The following is an 18,980-nucleotide window of genomic DNA, read 5'->3' as shown; positions in this document are numbered from 1 at the left end:
TCAGCCCTTGCGGGTGAGCAGTGCAGGGCGCTCGCCGCGAGGGCGGCTCGGCAGGTCGTCCAGTTGCTCGGGCGTCGGGTAACGATCGAGCTTGGATTCCTTGCGGATGATCACCGGCTGGTGCTGTTCGCGGGTGCTGCGTACTGCTGGCTCCTGGCGAGAGGCATCGTCACGGCCGGCCGAGCGGTTACGGCCACCGCCATTGTTGTCGCGACGGGCACCGCCACCATTGTTGTTGCGCGGGCGCTTGTCGCCGCTGGCGCTGCGCTGCTGGCCGCCCGCATTGCGGCCCTGGCCTTGGCCGCCGCCGTTGTTGCTGCGCTGGCCGCTGCCTTGGCTTTGGCCCTGGCCTTGACCTGCGCCGCCTGGACGGCGGTTGCGGCCTTGGCCTTTACCGTTCTGGTAAGGGCTGACGTAGTCGGCGCGGTTACCGAAGTTGTCGATATCGTCGTCCAGGAACTCTTCCGGATCACGGTCGGCAGATGCTTTCGCTGCAGGGGCGTTGCTGGCCTGTTGCTGCTGGCGCGGCTTCTTGTCACGCGGCTTGCGCGGTTGCTGCTTGTCGCCGGACTTTTCCTTGTCCGCCGGCTTGTCTGCAGCCTGCTGCTTGGCCTTGCCTTTGTCCTTGCCCTTGTCCTTGCGGCCGCCATTGGCGTCTTTGCTGCCTTCGCCACGGGCCTGCTGCTGGTTGCGACCACCGCGGCCGCTGTTCTGCTGGCGCTCGCGCACCTCAGGCTTTTCGGCCTCTACCTGGCTGGCATCGAAGCCCATCCAGTCGCCATCGGGGATCTTCTGCTTGGTGACCCGCTCGATGCTCTTGAGCAGCTTCTCTTCATCCGGCGCGACCATGGAGATGGCTTCGCCCGAGCGCCCGGCACGGCCGGTACGGCCGATGCGGTGCACGTAGTCTTCCTCGACATTCGGCAGCTCGAAGTTGACCACGTGGGGCAGCTGATCGATGTCCAGACCACGGGCGGCGATGTCGGTGGCCACCAGCACGCGCACATTGTTGGCCTTGAAATCGGCCAGTGCCTTGGTGCGGGCGTTCTGGCTCTTGTTACCGTGGATAGCGGCGGCGGTCAGGCCGTGCTTTTCCAGGTACTCGGCCAGGCGGTTGGCGCCGTGCTTGGTGCGGGTGAACACCAGCACCTGCTCCCAGGCACCCAGCGTGATCAGGTGCGCCAGCAAGGCGCGCTTGTGGCTGGCCGGCAGGCGGTAGACGCGCTGTTCGATACGCTCGACGGTGGTGTTCGGCGGGGTGACCTCGATGCGCTCCGGGTTGTGCAGGAGCTTGTCGGCAAGGTCGGTGATGTCCTTGGAGAAGGTTGCCGAGAACAGCAGGTTCTGGCGCTTGGCTGGCAGGCGGGCGAGGACCTTCTTGACGTCATGAATGAAGCCCATGTCGAGCATGCGGTCGGCTTCGTCGAGGACCAGGATTTCCACGTGGGCCAGGTCGACCTTGCCTTGGCCGGCCAGGTCGAGCAGGCGCCCCGGGCAGGCGACGAGCACGTCGACACCCTTGGCAATGGCCTGGATCTGCGGGTTCATGCCAACACCGCCGAAGATGCAGGCGCTGACCAGTGGCAGGTCGCGGGCGTACACCTTGAAACTGTCGTGAACCTGGGCGGCGAGTTCGCGGGTCGGGGTCAGGACCAGTACGCGAGGTTGGCGCGGGCCGTGCCGTTGGGACTTGTCGGGGTGGCCGGCCGGGAACAGGCGCTCGAGGATCGGCAAGGCGAAGCCGCCGGTCTTACCAGTACCGGTCTGTGCGGCAACCATCAGGTCGCGGCCTTGCAACACGGCGGGAATGGCCCGCTGTTGCACCGGGGTCGGCTGGGTGTAGCCCGCTGCCTCGATAGCGCGGACAAGAGCCTCGGAGAGACCGAGGGAAGCAAAGGACATGGGCAATCCTGTTCTCGTGGGGGCTGGGCCCGTTGGGATGTTCTGCCTGGCGCGACGGGCATCCAAGGGATGCGATCGCGTCCGGTCCAGCTGGGCTTTCACTGCACATCCGGGAAGCGGAGGGTGGACGCAAAGGTGCGTCAATGCCGATCGGGATGCCTGTTGCGAGGCCGAGCGTCCGGGCGTGAGCCGGGCGGGAAGGCCCGAGTATAACAGAGCTAGCGCAGCGTGCTGCTTTCCTGCTGCTCAACGGCGCCGACAAGATCACCAGCGTCGCCGATGTAGTGTTCGATAATCGCCTCGAATGCCGGTTCCTGCTTGAAGCGGCGCAGCTCTTCGGTAAACGCCAGCGCCAGTTGTTCGCGCCCGGGTTTGCGTGCCAGGCCCAGATATTGCGGCTGACGGCTGATGACAAGGGGCAGCTCTTCCACTTGCTGTTCGAGGCCAAGCTGATGGCGCAAGTAACGCCCGACCATGCGGTCGGTGACCAGCAGATCGATGCGCCCGCGTATGAGCTTGCCGAAATTGGCTTCGTGGCTCGGCGCGGTTTCGCGGCGAAAATCTGTGGATTCGTTGAATGCCGTGTCGTAGGCGTAGCCCGGCGAAGTGCCGACGGTCAGGCCGGCAAGGTCATTCAGCTGGTGGATGGCATGGCGCCGGTCACTGGCCTGAAACAGCACGAACTCGACATCGGACATGGGCTCAGCCGGGTAGACCAGGTACGTTTTACGCGACTCGACCTGAAAAACGTCCATCACCCCGTCAGCAAGCCCTTGCTCCACCAAGGCCAGGCAACGCTTCCACGGCAGGAGCTGCCAGTCCACCTCCACACCCAGGCGGCGGAACACTTCGGTGGTGACTTCGTAATCAATCCCCCTGACCCGGTCGCCATCACGGTACACATACGGTGCCCAGTCGTCGCTGACCAGGCGCAGCCGCTCGCCCAGCGCCATCGGGCTCAGGCAGGCGAGCAGCAGGGTGCACAGCAGATGGGCGATGTGTGGCATGGCGCGAGATTACGTGCTCACCAAGGGCAAGGCCAGTGAAGATAGCCCCCCCTCGAGTGGCAGCATCAGCGATGGGAGGAACGCAGCAGGTGTGCCTCGATATCCTTGCGTCGGCCGCCCAGTGACAGGCGCAGGCTTGGGTGGCGCAAGCACTGGCGCAACTGCTCGGGTTCGATGCGCCCGTAGCGTTCGTTGAGGTTCTCCAGTGCCTTGTCCCACCATGCCGTAGCACAGGCGCGATCGAACTCGTTGGGGTACGGGTAGCAGCCATATAGCAGTTCGCGCACGAACTGCCGCTCCCGGCTGGGCATGGTCAAGCTCAAGGCCTTGTAGCACAGGCGTTGCAGGGTTGGTGGGCGTGGCAGCTGGTCGTTGACCAATAGCACATCGGCAAGGGCCGCTGCGCCCAGTGGGTCATCGCCGTGCTTATGCAGCCAGGCCTGGATCTTGGCGCGGAACTGGGCCTTGCGGCTCCAGTAGTGGTGAATGACGTCGGTACATTCGGCCAGCTCCAACTTGCGATAAGCGGCCACCGCCAGGCAGAACTCTTCCAGGGTGTAGGCGGTGCGGACCAACGGATAGAACTCGTCCATCATGGCAATGGAGCGGTCCAGGACATCGATGTCCTCGGCGCACAGCCCGATCACGCCCGAGTTGACCAGTGGCATCTGGCAGTCAGCCAGGCCGCGCGATTCGAGAATGCTGAGCAGGTTCGTGTACAGCAGGCACTTCTGATTTTCGCCGTAGCGCGCGCCGATGGCGTTGCATAGCAGAGTGCCGGGTTTGACCCGCTGGAACAGCTGCAGTGGCGACTTGCGGAAGAAGGTATCGGTGTCGATCAGCACGGCCTGAGGATGTTGCTGTAGCACTTGGCGCATCAGCACATGCTTGCTGCGGAAGTGATAGCCGTGGGGCTTGTTCCAGGCGTTGCGAGTAGCCTCGTCGAGCAGATGGACAACCACCGGCAGTTTGCCGTAAGGCTCGGCATTGTCGGTATAGACCTGGATGTCGATGGCTGGGTTGGCACTGTTTCCCAGATGCGCGAGGGCGCTGACGATGCTGAAACAGGCTTCCTGGTGATAGGTGGCCGGGCCGAATGCCAGGTACACGAGCTGGTGACGTGATGGCAAGAAATGTTGCATTGCAGAGGACACCTGTCAGAACCAGTAAATAATCAAGGCCCTAGTCTACGACTAAAGCCTCAATTGTTTCTGAATCTGTTGCTGTCAAAAAGTTTCAGCGTGGCAGCTTCAGATTGTTCCAGATCGCCAGGCTCGCTTCGGCCTGGTTAAGGGTATAGAAGTGCAGGCCTGGTGCGCCGCCTTGCAGCAGTTGCTCGCACATGCGGGTGATGACTTCTTCGCCAAAGGCCTGGATGCTGGCGGTATCGTCGGCATAGGCTTCCAGTTGCTTGCGGATCCAGCGCGGGATCTCGGCGCCGCAGGCATCGGAGAAGCGTGCCAGTTTGCTGTAGTTGGTGATCGGCATGATGCCGGGCACCACCGGGATGTCCACACCCATCTTCTGTGCGCGTTCGACGAAGTAGAAGTAGCTGTCGGCGTTGAAGAAATACTGGGTGATGGCGCTGTCGGCACCGGCCTTGACCTTGTGCACGAAGTTGCCCAGGTCGACCTCGAAGTTGCGCGCCTGTGGGTGCATTTCCGGATAGGCGGCAACTTCCAGGTGGAAGTGGTCGCCGGTTTCCTGGCGGATGAACTCGACCAGGTCGCTGGCATAACGCAGTTCGCCACTGGCCATGCCCATGCCCGAAGGCAGGTCGCCACGCAGGGCGACGATACGCTTGATGCCGGCAGCCTTGTACTCGGCCAGCAAGGCGCGCAGCTCGTCCTTGGTGTCGCCGACGCATGACAGGTGCGGTGCGGCTGGGACCTTAACTTCGTTTTCCAGCTGCAGCACGGTGTTCAGCGTGCGATCGCGGGTGGAGCCACCGGCACCATAGGTGCAGGAGAAGAAGTCCGGGTTGTACGCGGCCAGCTGGCGGGCAACGCCCATCAGCTTTTCGTGACCGGCGTCGGTCTTGGTTGGGAAGAACTCGAAACTGTAACGGCGTTCTTGGGACATCTGGCGTTCCTCGAGCAGCAAGCCTCAAGCAGCACGCTGCAAGTAAAAGCCAGATCGGTGATGGCCGATCTGGCTTGGGCATCGTTCAGGTTTGGCATTGAAGCGGTTAGCTTCAAGCCTGCCGCTTAGTAGCGGTAGGCGTGCGGCTTGAACGGGCCTTCGACGGTCACGCCGATGTACTCGGCCTGTTGCGGGGTCAGCTGGGTGACCACGCCACCGAAGCCGCGGACCATTTCCAGGGCCACTTCTTCGTCGAGTTTCTTCGGCAGCACTTCCACGGTCAGGCGCTCGGCCTTCTTGGCGGCTGGCAGTTCGGCGAACTTCTGCTCGAACAGGAAGATCTGCGCCAGCACCTGGTTGGCGAACGAACCGTCCATGATGCGGCTTGGGTGGCCAGTGGCGTTGCCCAGGTTCACCAGGCGGCCTTCGGCCAGCAGGATCAGGTAGTCGTCGTTCTGCGGGTCGAAGGTGCCAGCGCCGGTGCGGTGGATCTTGTGGACCTGCGGCTTGACCTCTTCCCATGCCCAGTTCTTGCGCATGAAGGCGGTGTCGATTTCGTTGTCGAAGTGGCCGATGTTGCAGACCACGGCACGCTTCTTCAGGGCCTTGAGCATGTTGGCGTCGCAGACGTTGACGTTACCGGTGGTGGTGACGATCAGGTCGATGCGGCCCAGCAGGTCGGCGTTGATGCCGGCTTCGGTACCGGTGTTGATACCGTCCTTGAACGGCGAAACGACTTCGAAGCCGTCCATGCAGGCCTGCATGGCGCAGATCGGGTCGACTTCGGTGACCTTGACGATCATGCCTTCCTGGCGCAGCGACTGGGCCGAGCCCTTGCCCACGTCACCGTAGCCGATCACCAGGGCCTGCTTGCCCGACAGCAGGTGGTCGGTGCCGCGCTTGATGGCATCGTTCAGGCTGTGACGGCAGCCGTACTTGTTGTCGTTCTTGCTCTTGGTGACCGAGTCGTTGACGTTGATCGCCGGGACTTTCAGCTCGCCCTTGGCCAGCATGTCCAGCAGGCGGTGCACGCCGGTGGTGGTTTCTTCGGTCACGCCGTGGATCTTGTCCAGCATGGCCGGGTATTTCTTGTGCAGAATTTCGGTCAGGTCACCACCGTCGTCCAGCACCATGTTGGCGTCCCAAGGCTGGCCATCTTTCAGGATGGTCTGCTCGATGCACCACTCGTACTCTTGCTCGGTTTCACCTTTCCAGGCGAACACCGGGATGCCGGCAGCAGCGATGGCGGCAGCGGCCTGGTCCTGGGTGGAGAAGATGTTGCACGACGACCAGCGGACTTCGGCGCCCAAGGCGACCAGGGTCTCGATCAGTACGGCAGTCTGGATGGTCATGTGGATGCAGCCGATGATCTTGGCGCCCTTGAGCGGTTGCTCGGCTTGATACTTGCGGCGCAGACCCATCAGTGCGGGCATTTCCGATTCGGCGATGATGACTTCCTTGCGGCCCCAGTCGGCCAGGGAAATGTCGGCGACCTTGAAGTCGGAAAAACCAGCAGGCGTGTTTACAGCGCTCATGAGAGCCTCCATTCGTAGTGTGCGAATGGGCGCCGTTGTGCGTTGAGCGTCCGCTTCAGCGGACAACGCCCCAACCGAGCCTGACAGGCCGAGCCTGCTGCAGCGCCCCTCGGATGGGTGGCGGGATGGCCGCCACTGCGGGCAGCCATGAGAATCGGCAGCGATTATAGCCGTGGCTGTGTGACACACCCAAGGCTTTCTGTCGATTTATCGCGACGATAGTCGATGTTCAATGGAGCGCTGGCGGCCGCTCTGCCATCATTACTTCACGTTAGCCAAGCAGGTCAGGAGTACAGATGAACTTTCACACCCGCAAATGGGTAAAACCCGAAGACCTCAACCCCAACGGCACGCTGTTCGGCGGCAGCCTGCTGCGCTGGATCGACGAAGAAGCGGCAATCTATGCCATCGTCCAGCTGGGCAACCAGCGCGTGGTGACCAAGTACATGTCGGAGATCAACTTCGTCAGTGCCTCGCGCCAGGGCGACATCATCGAACTGGGCATCACTGCCACCGAGTTTGGCCGTACGTCGATCACCCTCAAGTGCGAAGTGCGCAACAAGATCACCCGCAAGAGCATCCTGACAGTCGACAAGATGGTCTTCGTCAACCTGGGCGACGATGGCTTGCCGGCAGCCCATGGGCGAACCGAGATCAAGTATGTCCAGGATCAGTTCCCGGACTCCGCGGTCGAGTGACTATTCTGGGGCTGCCTTGCAGCCCAATCGCGACACAAGGCCGCTCCTGCAGAAGCACGCAATCCATTGTAGGAGCGGCCTAGTGTCGCGATTGGGCCGCAAAGCGGCCCCGGCATGCTCAAGGCTGTGTGCTGACCTTGCGCACCACCCGGCCAATGCTCAAGCCCTGCACCAGGATCGATGACAACACCACGATGTAGGTGATCGACAGCAGCAGGTCACGTTCCTCGCCCAAAGGCAGCGACAGCGCCAGGGCCACCGAAACCCCGCCACGCAGCCCACCCCAGGTCAGTACCCGTACGGTGCCTTTCGGCACGGGCCGCCAGCGCCGCAACAGCACGATCGCCGGCGCCACGGTCAGCAGGCGCGACAGCAGCACGGCCAGTGCCAGCACGCCGCCCGCCGCCAGGTGCAGCCAGTTGAACGGCAGCAGCAACAGCTCCAGGCCGATCAGGGCGAACAGCAGGGCATTGAGCATGTCGTCGATCAGTTCCCAGAAACCGTCCATGTAGCGGCGGGTCATGTCGTTCATCGCCAGGTTGCGCCCCAGGTTGCCGATGATCAGGCCGGCGACCACCATGGCGATCGGCGCCGAAACGTGCAGCTCGTAGCACATTGCCGAACCGCCGATCACCAATGCCAGGGTCAGCATGACCTCGACCTGGTACTGCTCGACGCTCTTGATCATGCGGTAGGTGGCATAGCCGATCACGCCGCCGAACAGCACGCCGCCAATGGCTTCGCGGGCGAACAGGAGGGCGGTGTCTGAGATGCTCGGCGTTTCGCCCAGCTGGATGATGCCCAGCAGCACGGTAAACACCACGACAGCGGTACCGTCGTTGAACAACGATTCACCAACGATGGTGGTTTTCAGGGGTTTGGAGGCGTTGGCGGTACGCAGTGCGCCCAGCACGGCGATCGGGTCGGTCGGGGAGATCAGTGCGCCGAACAGCAGGCAATAGATCAGTGGCACCTGCCAGCCGAACAGGGCAAACACCCAGTGCGACAGGTAGCCGATCACTACGGTGGCGATCAGCACACCCAGGGTGGCCAGCAGGCCGATCGGCCAGCGGTAGCTGCGCAGGTCGCTGAGGTTGACGTGCAGTGCGCCGGCGAACAGCAGGAACGCCAGCATCCAGTGCATCAGCAGGTCATTGAAATCGATCTGGTTCATCAGGCCTTCGACGCGTTCTTCCAGGCCAGGAAAGCCGATCAGGCTCAGGCCCTGCAACATCAGGGAGAACAGCAACGCCGTGACCATCACGCCGATGGCGGGCGGCAGGCCGATGAAACGGTAATTTACATAGGTGAGGAGGGTGGTGAGGCAGATAAACGCGGCAACTAATTCAAGCATCCCGATTCCTGTGACAATGGCTTCCAAGTCGTTACCCGAATGACTCGGGCAGTTCTTTGATGATCTGGCAAGGGTCTCGGGACACAGGATTTGACCGGGATTGTTGGAATCGTTCCGGGTATTCACTGCTAGAGGACGCATTATGGCGGCCAGGCGCATGCCACAACATTTTCAGCGCCTGTGAGATCGAGCGCCGCCCGCGCGGCGCATCGCGGATAAATCCGCTCCCACATTTGTTGCAACGTGCCGAACCTGTTACGCCATGGTTGCCAGCCCTGGCGCATGACTTGAGGCTTGCAAACCGGCTGACAACCATGGCCTGACAGGCATGGCCACGTTGCAACAAATGTGGGAGCGGATTTATCCGCGATGCGCCGCGCGGGCGGCGCTCGGTCTCAAGGGCGCTGAATCTCCATCGGCGAACACATCACAGGCAACTCGCCCCCCAACGCTATATATTCATCCCTCAAAAACGTCACAAGGACCCAAAGGCGTGCTGGCAACTTCCCTGGTATTGGTCGCCGCCCTGCTGCACGCGACCTGGAACACCCTGATCAAATTCAGCGGCGAGCGCCTGCTGGTGATTGCCAGCATGGATGTAGTGGCGCTGGTGTTTGCCGTGCTCGCCGTGGCCTTCACCGAGTTCCCGCCTGCCGGGATCTGGCCTTGGCTGCTGGCGTCGGCGCTGGCCGAACAGGTATACCGGTTTCTGCTGATCCAGGCCTATCGGGTCGGTGACCTGGGGCTGGTCTATCCTCTGATGCGCGGGCTGTCGCCGCTGGTGGTGCTGGGGCTGACCCTGGCGTTTGCCGGTGAGTCGCTCAGCCAGCAGCAGATCATCGGCATCCTGCTGATCCCATGTGGCATGGCTTGCCTGTTGTGGCAGGGCGGCGGGGGCGACCGGTTGCCTTGGTCGATGTTGCCGGTGGTGGCGTTGATCGGTCTGTGCATCGGCTGCTACACCTGGTTCGACGGCCAGGCGGTGCGGTTGTGGGGTAAACCCTGGGACTACCTGGTGTGGTTGACGCTGCTCAGTGCCTGGCCATTCCCGCTGCTGGCCGGCGTGGCGCGGCGGGCGCCGTTCGTGCTGTTCTGGCGTACACAGTGGCGGCTGGGGCTGGCGGTGGGCTTTTGCGTGCTGTTCAGCTACGCACTGGTGCTGTGGGCCATGCACCTGGGCTCGGTGGCCGAAGCGGCGGCCTTGCGCGAGTTGAGTGTGATCCTGGTGGTGCTGCTGGGCATGCGCTACCTCAAAGAACCTTTTGGCGGGCCGAGACTCCTAGCTTGCGGGCTGGTCCTGGCGGGCATGCTGGTGATGAAGCTCTAACCCATTTTCGAACAAGGAGTCATGAGCATGACCGTTGCCCTGTGGTGCATCCTGATCGCGCTGCTGTTGAACCCGCTGTGTGCCTTGATGGCCAAGGTGAGCAGTGGTCGTTTCGGCCTGAAGGACAATCATGATCCGCGCGCCTTTCTCGACACCTTGTCGGGCCTGCCACGGCGTGCCCATGCTGCGCAGCAGAATGGCTACGAGGCCTTCCCGGCTTTTGCTGCGGCAGTACTGGTGGCGGATATCGTCGGCAATGCCGAGCAGGTGACCCAGGATGTGCTGGGGGTGATGTATATCACCAGCCGTTTGCTGTACATCATCTGCTACCTGGCCGATTGGGCTGCTTTGCGGTCGCTGGTGTGGTTTGCCGGGCTGGCGATCATCGTGGCCTTCTTCGTGGTATCGGTCTGATACCGAGTCGCCTGATTCGCGGGTAAACCCGCTCCCACAGGGTCTCCACAGGCCTGGAGATCTGTGCAGTACTTGTGGGAGCGGGCTTGCCCGCGAAGCACCCGGCAAATATCAGAGCACTTTCGGCACTTCAGGCAGCGGCTTGCCTTTAGGCCACAACATCCAGATCTGCCCCTGCTGTTTCATGTTGCCCGCCAGTTCACCGGCCTCAGGCCCGGTCCCCCAGAACAGGTCCGCTCGCACTTCGCCAGCAATAGCCCCACCGGTATCCTGAGCACCCACCGGGCGCACCACCGGCGTGCCGTCGGGGCGTGTGGTCGACAGCCACAGCAAGCTGCCCAGGGGGATCACCTTGCGGTCGATGGCCACGCTGTAGCCTGCTGTCAGCGGCACGTTCAGCGAACCGCGCGGCCCTTCGTTGCTGTCCGGGCGGGCACTGAAAAACACGTAGCTGGGGTTGCTGGCCAGCAGTTCCGGTACGCGCTGCGGGTTGGCCATGGCCCAGGCGTGGATGCTGCCCATGGTCACGTCTTCTTTTTTCAACTGGCCTTGCTCCACCAGCCAGCGGCCGATTGGGCGGTAGGGGTGGCCGTTCTGGTCGGCATAGCCGAGGCGCAGCTGGCGACCATCTTCCAGCTGGACCCGGCCTGAGCCCTGGATCTGCAGGAACTGCAGGTCCATCGGATCGGTCAGCCAGGCCAGCACGGGCGCCTTGACGCCGTCGCGGCTGATCACCTCGGCGGTGTCGTAGGGCTTGAGCACGCGACCGTCCAGGCGGCCACGCAGGCGCTTGCCCTTGAGTTCGGGGTACACGCTGGCCAGGTCGACCACGATCATGTCATCGGGTACGCCATAAACTGCCACGTGTGCCGCTTCGGTGCGCTTCAGGCTGCCAGGGTAGACGGGCTCGTAGTAACCGGTGATCAGGCCGTTGGCGTTGTTATCGGCCGAACGCAGGCCATAGACCTGCAGGTTCTGCTCCAGGAAGGTACGTACTTGGGCGGCGCTGGCCGTGTTGCTGCCGGCTGCTTCGCAGGTGGCGGCCCACACCGGGTCGCGTTTGAGCTTCTCGCAGCCGCTGCGCCAGGCATAGAAGCCGGCCATCAGGTCTTCATCGCTGACCGCAGGCAGGTCTTTCCAGGTGGCCGGGGCATAGGTGGCGATGGCGTGAGGCTCGGGCTTGGCGTTCTCGCCGCCGTTGCAGCCGACCAGCAAAGCGAGTGCCGGGAGTGTCCAGGCCAAATGGCGCAGGGCAGATTTCATCAGTGGGTACCTATGGCTGGCGAACATGAAGATTCGCCCTTGTGTTTTATGTGGCTATTGGTCTTTGCCTGACAGGCGGCGATACTGGCCGCCCCTTTGCGTAGGCTGAAGTGACCGTGATGTTCAAGCGATTGACCGTAGTACTGCTTGCTGCCCTTGCCCTGACGGCCTGTGACCGGGTCGACCCGAACTCGCCGCTGGGCAAGCGCAAGGCAATCTTCAAGGACATGCTCAAGACCAGCGAAGACTTGGGTGGCATGTTGCGCGGCCGGTTGCCCTTCGATGGGGTGAAGTTCGCCGATGGCGCATTGAAGCTCGATGGCCTGGCCCACGCGCCGTGGCAGCATTTTCCCCAGGTGCGCGATGAGGGCGACAGTAGCGCGCGAGCGGAGGTGTGGGAGCGGCAGGCGCGTTTCCATGACCTTGCCCGGCAACTTGAGGGCGTGACCGGTGAGCTGGTCGACGTGACGCGGGCCCAGCCGTTGGATGCGGCGCAATTGAAGGCACCGATGGACAAGGTCGAGGCGGCGTGCAAGGCGTGCCATACCGAATTCCGCAATCATTGATCGCCTGCGTCAACAGGCGATCAGGCAAGATCAGCGGTCCAGGTCGTCCACGGCTTCCTGCAGTTCTTTGCGGGACTCGGCAAGCTTGTCCTTGCGCTTGTTGATCTTCTCCGCGTCGCCTTTTTTCTCGGCCTTTTTCAGGTCTTTCTCGCGCTGTGCCACTTCGTGACGAGCATCGAGCACTTTCTGCTCGCGCTCTTTGCGCAGGCTGGCGTCGGTGCAATTGTCAACGCCACGCAATGCTTCCTCGAGCCCTGCCACCTGGTCGCTGTTGCCGTGGTCGCGGGCGATTTTCAACTGGTTCTCGATGGCACTGCGCTTGGCGGCGCAACCGGTCAGGCCCGCGTCGGGCTGGGCGGCTTGGGCAACACCGGCAGCGAGTCCAAGTGTGGTCAACAGAGCCAGGGTGGAAATCAATTTCATCAGAGCCTCCTTGAGGGGGCGGGGCAGCAAAAGATGGGGCAAATCCTGCCTTGCTTTTGACGATTTAGGAACCCTTGTTGGATATTTCTGGGGTAATCGTGGCATTTACCTACAGCGGATTTTGTTAAAACTCATTGCCTCTCACGGGTGGCAACGTCAGGAAACCCCTCGATGCCGCTTTCACTCAGTTGCTGAGCCAGGGCCTGCACAGGCTGCTCAGCAAAAAAAGCTTGTAGCTGGCTGGCGCGGCTTGCGCCAATACCGGGCAAGGCTTGCCATTGCGCAGATGAGCGCCTGGCGAGGGCTGACCAATCGCCTTCGAGTGGTGAATTGCGCGGAATCGGCACGCCCAGACCGCTGATCCACTGGGCGAACGGCCTGCTGCGGCCGGCCTCGAAGCTTCGTTGCAGGCGCCTGGCGCTGGTTTCGCTGATGCCAGGTAGCTCAGCCAGTCGTTCGGCGTCCAGCGCCAGCCAGTCTGCCAGCGACGTTACCAGCCCGGCCTGTACCAGTCGTCGCCAGGTGGCGGGCCCAGTGCCCGGCATGGCCAGGCCTTGTTTGCCACTGAGCCAGGTGAGGCGGGCAACGAACTGTTCTTCGCACTGTTCACCAGCCTGCCAGCAGGTCAGGGGGCCGTATTGATCCAGCGCAGGCGTTGTTACGGTACGGCGTTCGGTGGCACGGTGCACAACTTGCTCGAAACGCGGAATGGTCAACCCCGCCAAGCTGATGGCTACCTGATCACCCGGGCTAATGTCGAGAGCCTGCCAGCGAGCCAGGGAGCCCAGGCTCACCTGGGCGATGCGCCGGTCGTCGAGTTGCACCGGCTGCAGCTTCAGGATGGGTGTGATTCTGCCCGTGCGGCCGATGCGAAAGTGCACGTCACGTACCTCGGTCAATGCTTGGCTAAAGGGATATTTCCAGGCCGCAATCCAGTAAGGTGCATTGGCCTGCCAACGTTCGGCGGATGGCCGTGAGTTCTGGCGCAGGATCACCCCGTCCGTGGCAAAGGGCAGGGCAGTGCGATACCAGTGCAGGCGCCAGTGTGCAGCCTCGTCAGCACTGTTGATTGCCACGCTGAAGCGTTGACTGTCGGGGAAGCCCAGCGTAGCCAGCTGCGCTACACGCTCGCCTTGATCGCTCGGCCCATGCGGCCAATCCCAGACGAACAGTGCAATGGCTGCGCCTTGTTCATGGCCCAGCTGCTTGCGCGCCAACAGCCCCGCGACAGTGGCGCGAGCGTTGACGCTGCCGGCCTGCGCTTGCACATGTTCAGCCAGGCGCATGTAAAGCTCCCCTTGCAGGGTCAGGTCCAGCGGGCTTGGCAAGTGCCGGGTTATGCCTTCTAGCGCATCGATATGCCGACTCCAGTCATGGCCCTGGGTGCCGTCACCGCGACTGAGCAGCTGGACCAACCTGCCTTTCCGATAGACCAGGGTCACCGCGACGCCATCGATCTTCGGTTGCAGCCAGACACCTGTCTTGCCGTCCATCCATTTGGTCACGGCCTGTTCGTCCGGCAGCTTGTCGACGCCGGTGTGGCGGATCGGGTGGGCAATCGGCCCGCGTGCGCTGGCCAGCGAATCCAGCTCGCCCTCCAGTGCGAAACACCCTTGCAGATGCAGCAGGCGTTGTCGGCTCTGGTCATAGACTTCGTCGGGCACCAGGGATGCGCCCAGGCGGTGGTAGTGGTCATCCCACTGGCGAACCGTCGCGCGCAGGCTGGTGACTTCCGCACGCGCCCGTTCGGCCGACCAGCTTGGGCAGCCAGCGGCTTGCGCGTTGTACGATAGAAAAATCAGGAACAAGAGCAGCAACGGCATGGCCAGCATCCTTGCTTGGCGGAGGGGAAGCCTCAGCCTAGGCAGCGGGAGCGAGCGTTGCGTCGCGCAGTTGTCAGCCGATATGTCATGAAAAAGCCCCTGCCGATCACTCGGCAGGGGCTTTCATTTACCGCTGTAGGAAAATTACAGGCCGGCAGCGTCACGCAGCGACTGGGCGCGGTCGGTGCGCTCCCAGGTGAAGGTGGTGAAGGTGTCGTCGCCGACAGTCTTCTGCTGCGGTTCGCGGCCGAAGTGACCGTAAGCAGCGGTTTCCTGGTACATCGGGTGCAGCAGGTCGAGCATCTTGGTGATGGCGTACGGACGCAGGTCGAAGCACTCGCGCACCAGCTGGATGATCTTGTCGTCGGAGACCTTGCCGGTGCCGAAGGTGTTGATCGAGATGGAGGTCGGCTGGGCCACGCCGATGGCGTAGGACACCTGGATCTCGCAACGCTCGGCCAGGCCAGCGGCAACGATGTTCTTGGCCACGTAGCGGCCGGCGTAGGCGGCGGAGCGGTCGACCTTGGATGGGTCTTTGCCGGAGAACGCGCCACCACCGTGACGGGCCATGCCGCCGTAGGAGTCGACGATGATCTTGCGGCCGGTCAAGCCGCAGTCACCCACCGGGCCACCGATGATGAAGTTGCCGGTCGGGTTGATGTGGTACTGGGTGCCCTTGTGCAGCAACTCGGCCGGCAGGGTGTGCTTGACGATCAGCTCCATCACCGCTTCCTGCAGGTCTTTTTGCGAGACTTCAGGGTTGTGCTGGGTCGACAGAACGATGGCGTCGATGCCGACTACCTTACCGTTCTCGTAGCGGCAGGTGACCTGCGACTTGGCGTCCGGGCGCAGCCACGGCAGCAGGCCGGACTTGCGTGCTTCGGCCTGGCGCTCGACCAGACGGTGCGAGAAGCAGATAGGCGCTGGCATCAGCACGTCGGTTTCGTTGCTGGCGTAGCCGAACATCAGGCCCTGGTCGCCCGCACCCTGGTCTTCCGGCTTGGAGCGGTCGACGCCCTGGGCGATGTCCACCGACTGTTTGCCGATGATGTTCATCACGGCGCAGGTGGCGCCGTCGAAGCCGACGTCGGAGCTGTTGTAGCCGATGTCGATGATGACCTTGCGCACCAGCTCTTCCAGGTCGACCCAGGCAGAGGTGGTGACTTCGCCGGCGATGATGGCGACACCGGTCTTGACCAGGGTTTCGCACGCAACGCGGGCGTATTTGTCCTGGGCGATGATGGCATCAAGGACCGCGTCCGAAATCTGGTCGGCGATCTTGTCCGGATGCCCTTCGGACACGGACTCGGAGGTGAAAAGGGAGTATTCGCTCATCTCGACGGGTTCCTAAAATTTACCGATGGTGAGTGTCGCCAGCCGTCCGCTGAAAATGGCGGACCTGGATCTGGAAACCGTTACGCAAGCCCACATAGAGGCTGTCCCCGGGGGCCAGCCCGGCTGCAGTGGCCCAACGGGCCAGGTCGTCCTGCTCGAAACCGAGCCAGAGGTCGCCGCAGGCTTCCCGCGCCCAACCCTGGTCATGGCTGCACAGTTCGGTGACCAGCAGGCTGCCGCCCGCCTTCACCCGTTTGGCCAGCTGGCGCAGGGCCAGGGCCGGGTCGCTGAAATGGTGCAGGACCATGTTCAGCACAACGCAGTCGGCTTCCACATCCGTTGCACCCAGTGCATCGGCCAACTGCAGGTTTACATTACTCAGACGTTCGCGTTCGCAGACCTGTCGTGCCAGCTCGAGCATGGTCGGGCTGTTGTCCAGGGCAGTGACCTTGGCGAAGCGCCGTGCCAGGTCTGGCAGGAAGCCGCCATCGCCAGGGCCGACTTCCAGCGCGCTGGCGGCCGGCGCGAAGTTCAGCTTGTCGAGCAGCGCCAGCAGGCTCTCGCGATATTGCGGCAAACCGGCGATCAGGTCTTGCTGGGCGCGGAATTTCTCTTCCACGCGCAGGAAGAAGTCCTGGCTGGTGGCGGCGCGGCGTTGCTGCACCTGAGCGATGCGTGCCTGGACATCTTCCGGCAAGGTCAGGTCGTCGACCTCGTCGAGCAGGGCCATGTGCAGACGCCCGCCGAAGCGCTGGCTATCGGGCAGGGCGCGGCGGTAGAAGATCGCATTGCCTTCGCGTCGCGTGGCCACCAGATCGGCCTGGGCCAGCACCTTGAGATGGTGGCTCATGCCTGACTGGCCGACGTCGAAGATCTGCGCCAGCTCCAGCACGCCGAACGAATCACTGGCCAGGGCGCGCAACACGTTCAGACGCAGCTCATCGCCACTGGCCTTGCACAGGGCGGCCAGTGTGTCGCTTTGCTGAGGGATCGGTTGCGCGCGAAGGTTCATGGGGCGGCAGTCTAGACAGGCAAGGCTGCCCCCGCAAGATCAATATCAAAAAGTTTTGATATTGGCTGATGGGCGGGTGAGCCTGGCGGTTTTTTCGCCGTAATGCAGGCCAATCACAGGAAAATCCCCCAACTGCGACCATCCGTCATTGCCCCCGGCCCCCGCAGTGGGCGAAAATGGCCGCCTTTTTTCGTAACACCACCTCTTTCAAGCCCCAGGAGATAAGCGATGCCCAGCCGTCGTGAACGTGCCAACGCCATTCGTGCCCTCAGCATGGATGCCGTGCAAAAGGCCAACAGCGGCCACCCAGGTGCCCCCATGGGCATGGCGGATATCGCCGAAGTGCTTTGGCGCGACTATCTGAAACACAACCCGAGCAACCCGAAGTTTGCTGACCGTGACCGCTTCGTGCTGTCCAACGGCCACGGTTCGATGCTGATCTACTCGCTGCTGCACCTGACCGGCTACGACGTCACCATCGATGACCTCAAATCGTTCCGCCAGCTGCACAGCCGCACCCCGGGCCACCCCGAGTTCGGCTACACCCCAGGCGTAGAAACCACCACTGGCCCGCTGGGCCAAGGCCTGGCCAACGCCGTGGGCTTTGCTCTGGCTGAGAAGGTCCTGGGCGCCCAGTTCAACCGTGACGGCCATAACATCGTCGACCACAACACTTATGTGTTCCTCGGCGACGGCTGCATGATGGAAGGCATCTCCCACGAAGTCGCCTCGCTGGCCGGCACCCTGGGCCTGAACAAGCTGATCGCCTTCTACGACGACAACGGCATCTCCATCGATGGTGAAGTGCACGGCTGGTTCACCGACAACACCCCGGCGCGCTTCGAAGCGTACAACTGGCAGGTCATCCGTAACGTCAACGGCCACGATGCCGACGAAATCAAGATGGCCATCGACACTGCGCGCAAGAGCGACCGTCCGACCCTGATCTGCTGCAAGACCATCATCGGTTTCGGCTCGCCGAACAAGCAGGGCAAGGAAGACTGCCACGGTGCACCGCTGGGCAACGACGAAATCGCCCTGGCCCGCAAGGAACTGAACTGGAACCACGGTCCGTTCGAAATCCCGGCCGACATCTACGCCGAGTGGGACGCCAAAGCTGCCGGTGCCAAGGCCGAAGCCGACTGGAACCAGCGTTTCGACGCGTACGCCAAGGCCTTCCCGGAACTGGCTGCCGAGTTCAAGCGTCGTGAAAGCGGCGAGCTGCCGGCCGATTTCAGCGAGAAGGCCCAGGCCTACATCAACGAAGTGGCTGCCAAAGGTGAAACCATCGCCAGCCGCAAGGCCAGCCAGAACGCGCTTAATGCCTTCGGCCCGATGCTGCCTGAGTTCCTCGGCGGTTCGGCTGACCTGGCCGGTTCCAACCTGACCCTGTGGAAAGGTTGCAAGGGCGTCGAAGCCAACGATGCCAGCGGCAACTACGTGTTCTACGGCGTGCGCGAGTTCGGCATGACCGCGATCATGAACGGCGTTGCCCTGCATGGCGGCCTGGTGCCTTACGGCGCGACCTTCCTGATGTTCATGGAATACGCCCGCAATGCCGTGCGCATGTCGGCGCTGATGAAGCAGCGTGTGATCCACGTCTACACCCACGACTCCATCGGCCTGGGCGAAGACGGCCCGACTCACCAGCCGATCGAACAGCTGACCAGCCTGCGCAGCACGCCGAACCTGGATACCTGGCGCCCAGCCGACGCGGTCGAATCGGCCGTGTCCTGGAAAAACGCCCTGGAGCGCAAGGACGGCCCATCGGCGCTGATCTTCTCGCGTCAGAACCTGCAGCACCAGGACCGCGACGCCCAGCAGATCGCCGACATCGCCCGTGGTGGTTACGTGCTGAAAGACTGCGCCGGCGAGCCTGAGCTGATCCTGATCGCCACCGGTTCCGAAGTGGGCCTGGCCGTGCAGGCGCAAGCCAAGCTGACCGAGCAGGGCCGCAAGGTGCGCGTGGTTTCCATGCCTTGCACCAGCGTGTTCGATGCTCAGGATGCTGCCTACAAGCAGTCGGTACTGCCGGTCGAAGTTGCAGCGCGCATCGCCATCGAAGCCGCCCACGCTGACTTCTGGTACAAGTACGTTGGCCTGGAAGGTCGTATCATCGGCATGACCACCTACGGAGAGTCGGCTCCGGCCGCTGCACTGTTCGAGGAATTCGGCTTCACCCTGGAAAACATCCTGGGCACCGCCGAAGAACTGCTGGAAGACTGATTCTGACTGTGCG

General features: G+C 62.7%; 16 protein-coding genes and 1 riboswitch. Of the genes, 5 read left to right on the top strand and 11 right to left on the bottom strand.

What is annotated here, in order from left to right; genetic code table 11:
• The 5 genes from BUQ73_RS24155 to ahcY all read right to left on the bottom strand — a co-directional run bounded on the left by BUQ73_RS24155 (position 1) and on the right by ahcY (position 6,526).
• Positions 1-1,902 carry a DEAD/DEAH box helicase gene (locus BUQ73_RS24155; protein ID WP_192858673.1) on the bottom strand — a complete coding sequence of 634 codons (1,902 nt, stop codon included), beginning with the start codon at positions 1,900-1,902 and terminating at the stop codon, positions 1-3.
• 218 nt (positions 1,903-2,120) lie between these two features.
• Positions 2,121-2,909 carry a substrate-binding periplasmic protein gene (locus tag BUQ73_RS24150; RefSeq protein WP_079229978.1) on the bottom strand — a complete coding sequence of 263 codons (789 nt, stop codon included), beginning with the start codon at positions 2,907-2,909 and terminating at the stop codon, positions 2,121-2,123.
• A 65-nt stretch (positions 2,910-2,974) separates the two neighbouring features.
• The gene (locus BUQ73_RS24145) at positions 2,975-4,051 is read right to left on the bottom strand and encodes a hypothetical protein (RefSeq protein WP_079229977.1); all 1,077 of its coding nucleotides are present in this window, start codon (positions 4,049-4,051) and stop codon (positions 2,975-2,977) included.
• A gap of 94 nt (positions 4,052-4,145) precedes the next feature.
• The gene (gene metF, locus BUQ73_RS24140) at positions 4,146-4,991 is read right to left on the bottom strand and encodes a methylenetetrahydrofolate reductase [NAD(P)H] (RefSeq protein ID WP_027920673.1); all 846 of its coding nucleotides are present in this window, start codon (positions 4,989-4,991) and stop codon (positions 4,146-4,148) included.
• Positions 4,992-5,116: 125 nt separating this feature from the next.
• Positions 5,117-6,526, bottom strand: a complete 1,410-nt coding sequence (gene ahcY, locus BUQ73_RS24135; protein WP_079229976.1) for an adenosylhomocysteinase — start codon at positions 6,524-6,526, stop codon at positions 5,117-5,119.
• Between the two features lie 20 nt (positions 6,527-6,546).
• Positions 6,547-6,643: riboswitch (S-adenosyl-L-homocysteine riboswitch) on the bottom strand.
• A 179-nt stretch (positions 6,644-6,822) separates the two neighbouring features.
• On the opposite strand from ahcY, the gene BUQ73_RS24130 reads away from it, so the two are divergent.
• A complete protein-coding gene (locus BUQ73_RS24130; protein ID WP_027920675.1) occupies positions 6,823-7,224 on the top strand; it encodes an acyl-CoA thioesterase in 402 nt (133 codons plus the stop codon).
• 118 nt (positions 7,225-7,342) lie between these two features.
• Here BUQ73_RS24130 and BUQ73_RS24125 read toward each other — a convergent pair whose 3' ends face one another.
• Positions 7,343-8,578: a cation:proton antiporter gene (locus BUQ73_RS24125; RefSeq protein ID WP_079229975.1), complete on the bottom strand. Its 1,236-nt coding sequence runs from the start codon at positions 8,576-8,578 to the stop codon at positions 7,343-7,345.
• 493 nt (positions 8,579-9,071) lie between these two features.
• On the opposite strand from BUQ73_RS24125, the gene BUQ73_RS24120 reads away from it, so the two are divergent.
• Both BUQ73_RS24120 and BUQ73_RS24115 read left to right on the top strand, forming a co-directional pair.
• On the top strand, positions 9,072-9,905 hold the full coding sequence (locus BUQ73_RS24120; RefSeq protein ID WP_079229974.1) for an EamA family transporter: 834 nt from the start codon (positions 9,072-9,074) through the stop codon (positions 9,903-9,905).
• Between the two features lie 27 nt (positions 9,906-9,932).
• Positions 9,933-10,319: an MAPEG family protein gene (locus BUQ73_RS24115; protein WP_079229973.1), complete on the top strand. Its 387-nt coding sequence runs from the start codon at positions 9,933-9,935 to the stop codon at positions 10,317-10,319.
• 111 nt (positions 10,320-10,430) lie between these two features.
• Here BUQ73_RS24115 and BUQ73_RS24110 read toward each other — a convergent pair whose 3' ends face one another.
• Entirely contained in the window at positions 10,431-11,582 is a 1,152-nt protein-coding gene (locus tag BUQ73_RS24110) for a murein transglycosylase A (protein WP_079229972.1), read from the bottom strand.
• A gap of 119 nt (positions 11,583-11,701) precedes the next feature.
• On the opposite strand from BUQ73_RS24110, the gene BUQ73_RS24105 reads away from it, so the two are divergent.
• Entirely contained in the window at positions 11,702-12,148 is a 447-nt protein-coding gene (locus BUQ73_RS24105) for a c-type cytochrome (RefSeq protein WP_079229971.1), read from the top strand.
• A gap of 30 nt (positions 12,149-12,178) precedes the next feature.
• Here the strand turns inward: BUQ73_RS24105 and BUQ73_RS24100 are convergent, their stop codons facing one another.
• The 4 genes from BUQ73_RS24100 to BUQ73_RS24085 all read right to left on the bottom strand — a co-directional run bounded on the left by BUQ73_RS24100 (position 12,179) and on the right by BUQ73_RS24085 (position 16,741).
• Positions 12,179-12,571 (bottom strand): DUF1090 domain-containing protein, encoded by a 393-nt coding sequence (locus BUQ73_RS24100; protein WP_079229970.1) that lies wholly within the window; start codon positions 12,569-12,571, stop codon positions 12,179-12,181.
• Positions 12,572-12,702: 131 nt separating this feature from the next.
• Positions 12,703-14,394, bottom strand: coding sequence for an NAD-dependent DNA ligase LigB (gene ligB, locus BUQ73_RS24095; RefSeq protein ID WP_079229969.1), 1,692 nt, complete (start codon positions 14,392-14,394; stop codon positions 12,703-12,705).
• A gap of 144 nt (positions 14,395-14,538) precedes the next feature.
• A complete protein-coding gene (gene metK / locus BUQ73_RS24090; RefSeq protein WP_060484682.1) occupies positions 14,539-15,729 on the bottom strand; it encodes a methionine adenosyltransferase in 1,191 nt (396 codons plus the stop codon).
• A 19-nt stretch (positions 15,730-15,748) separates the two neighbouring features.
• A complete protein-coding gene (locus BUQ73_RS24085; RefSeq protein ID WP_079229968.1) occupies positions 15,749-16,741 on the bottom strand; it encodes an ArsR/SmtB family transcription factor in 993 nt (330 codons plus the stop codon).
• A 228-nt stretch (positions 16,742-16,969) separates the two neighbouring features.
• Here BUQ73_RS24085 and tkt point away from each other — a divergent pair, with 228 nt between their 5' ends.
• Complete coding sequence (tkt, locus tag BUQ73_RS24080; RefSeq protein WP_079229967.1) at positions 16,970-18,967, top strand: transketolase; 1,998 nt, start codon at positions 16,970-16,972, stop codon at positions 18,965-18,967.
• Positions 18,968-18,980 lie beyond the last annotated feature (13 nt).

The organism is Pseudomonas putida, from assembly GCF_002025705.1.
In the GTDB taxonomy this organism is placed as follows: Bacteria; Pseudomonadota; Gammaproteobacteria; order Pseudomonadales; family Pseudomonadaceae; genus Aquipseudomonas; species Aquipseudomonas putida_J.
The sequence above is the reverse complement of the archived record's forward strand: the minus strand, read 5'-3'. Positions and strand labels throughout refer to the sequence as shown.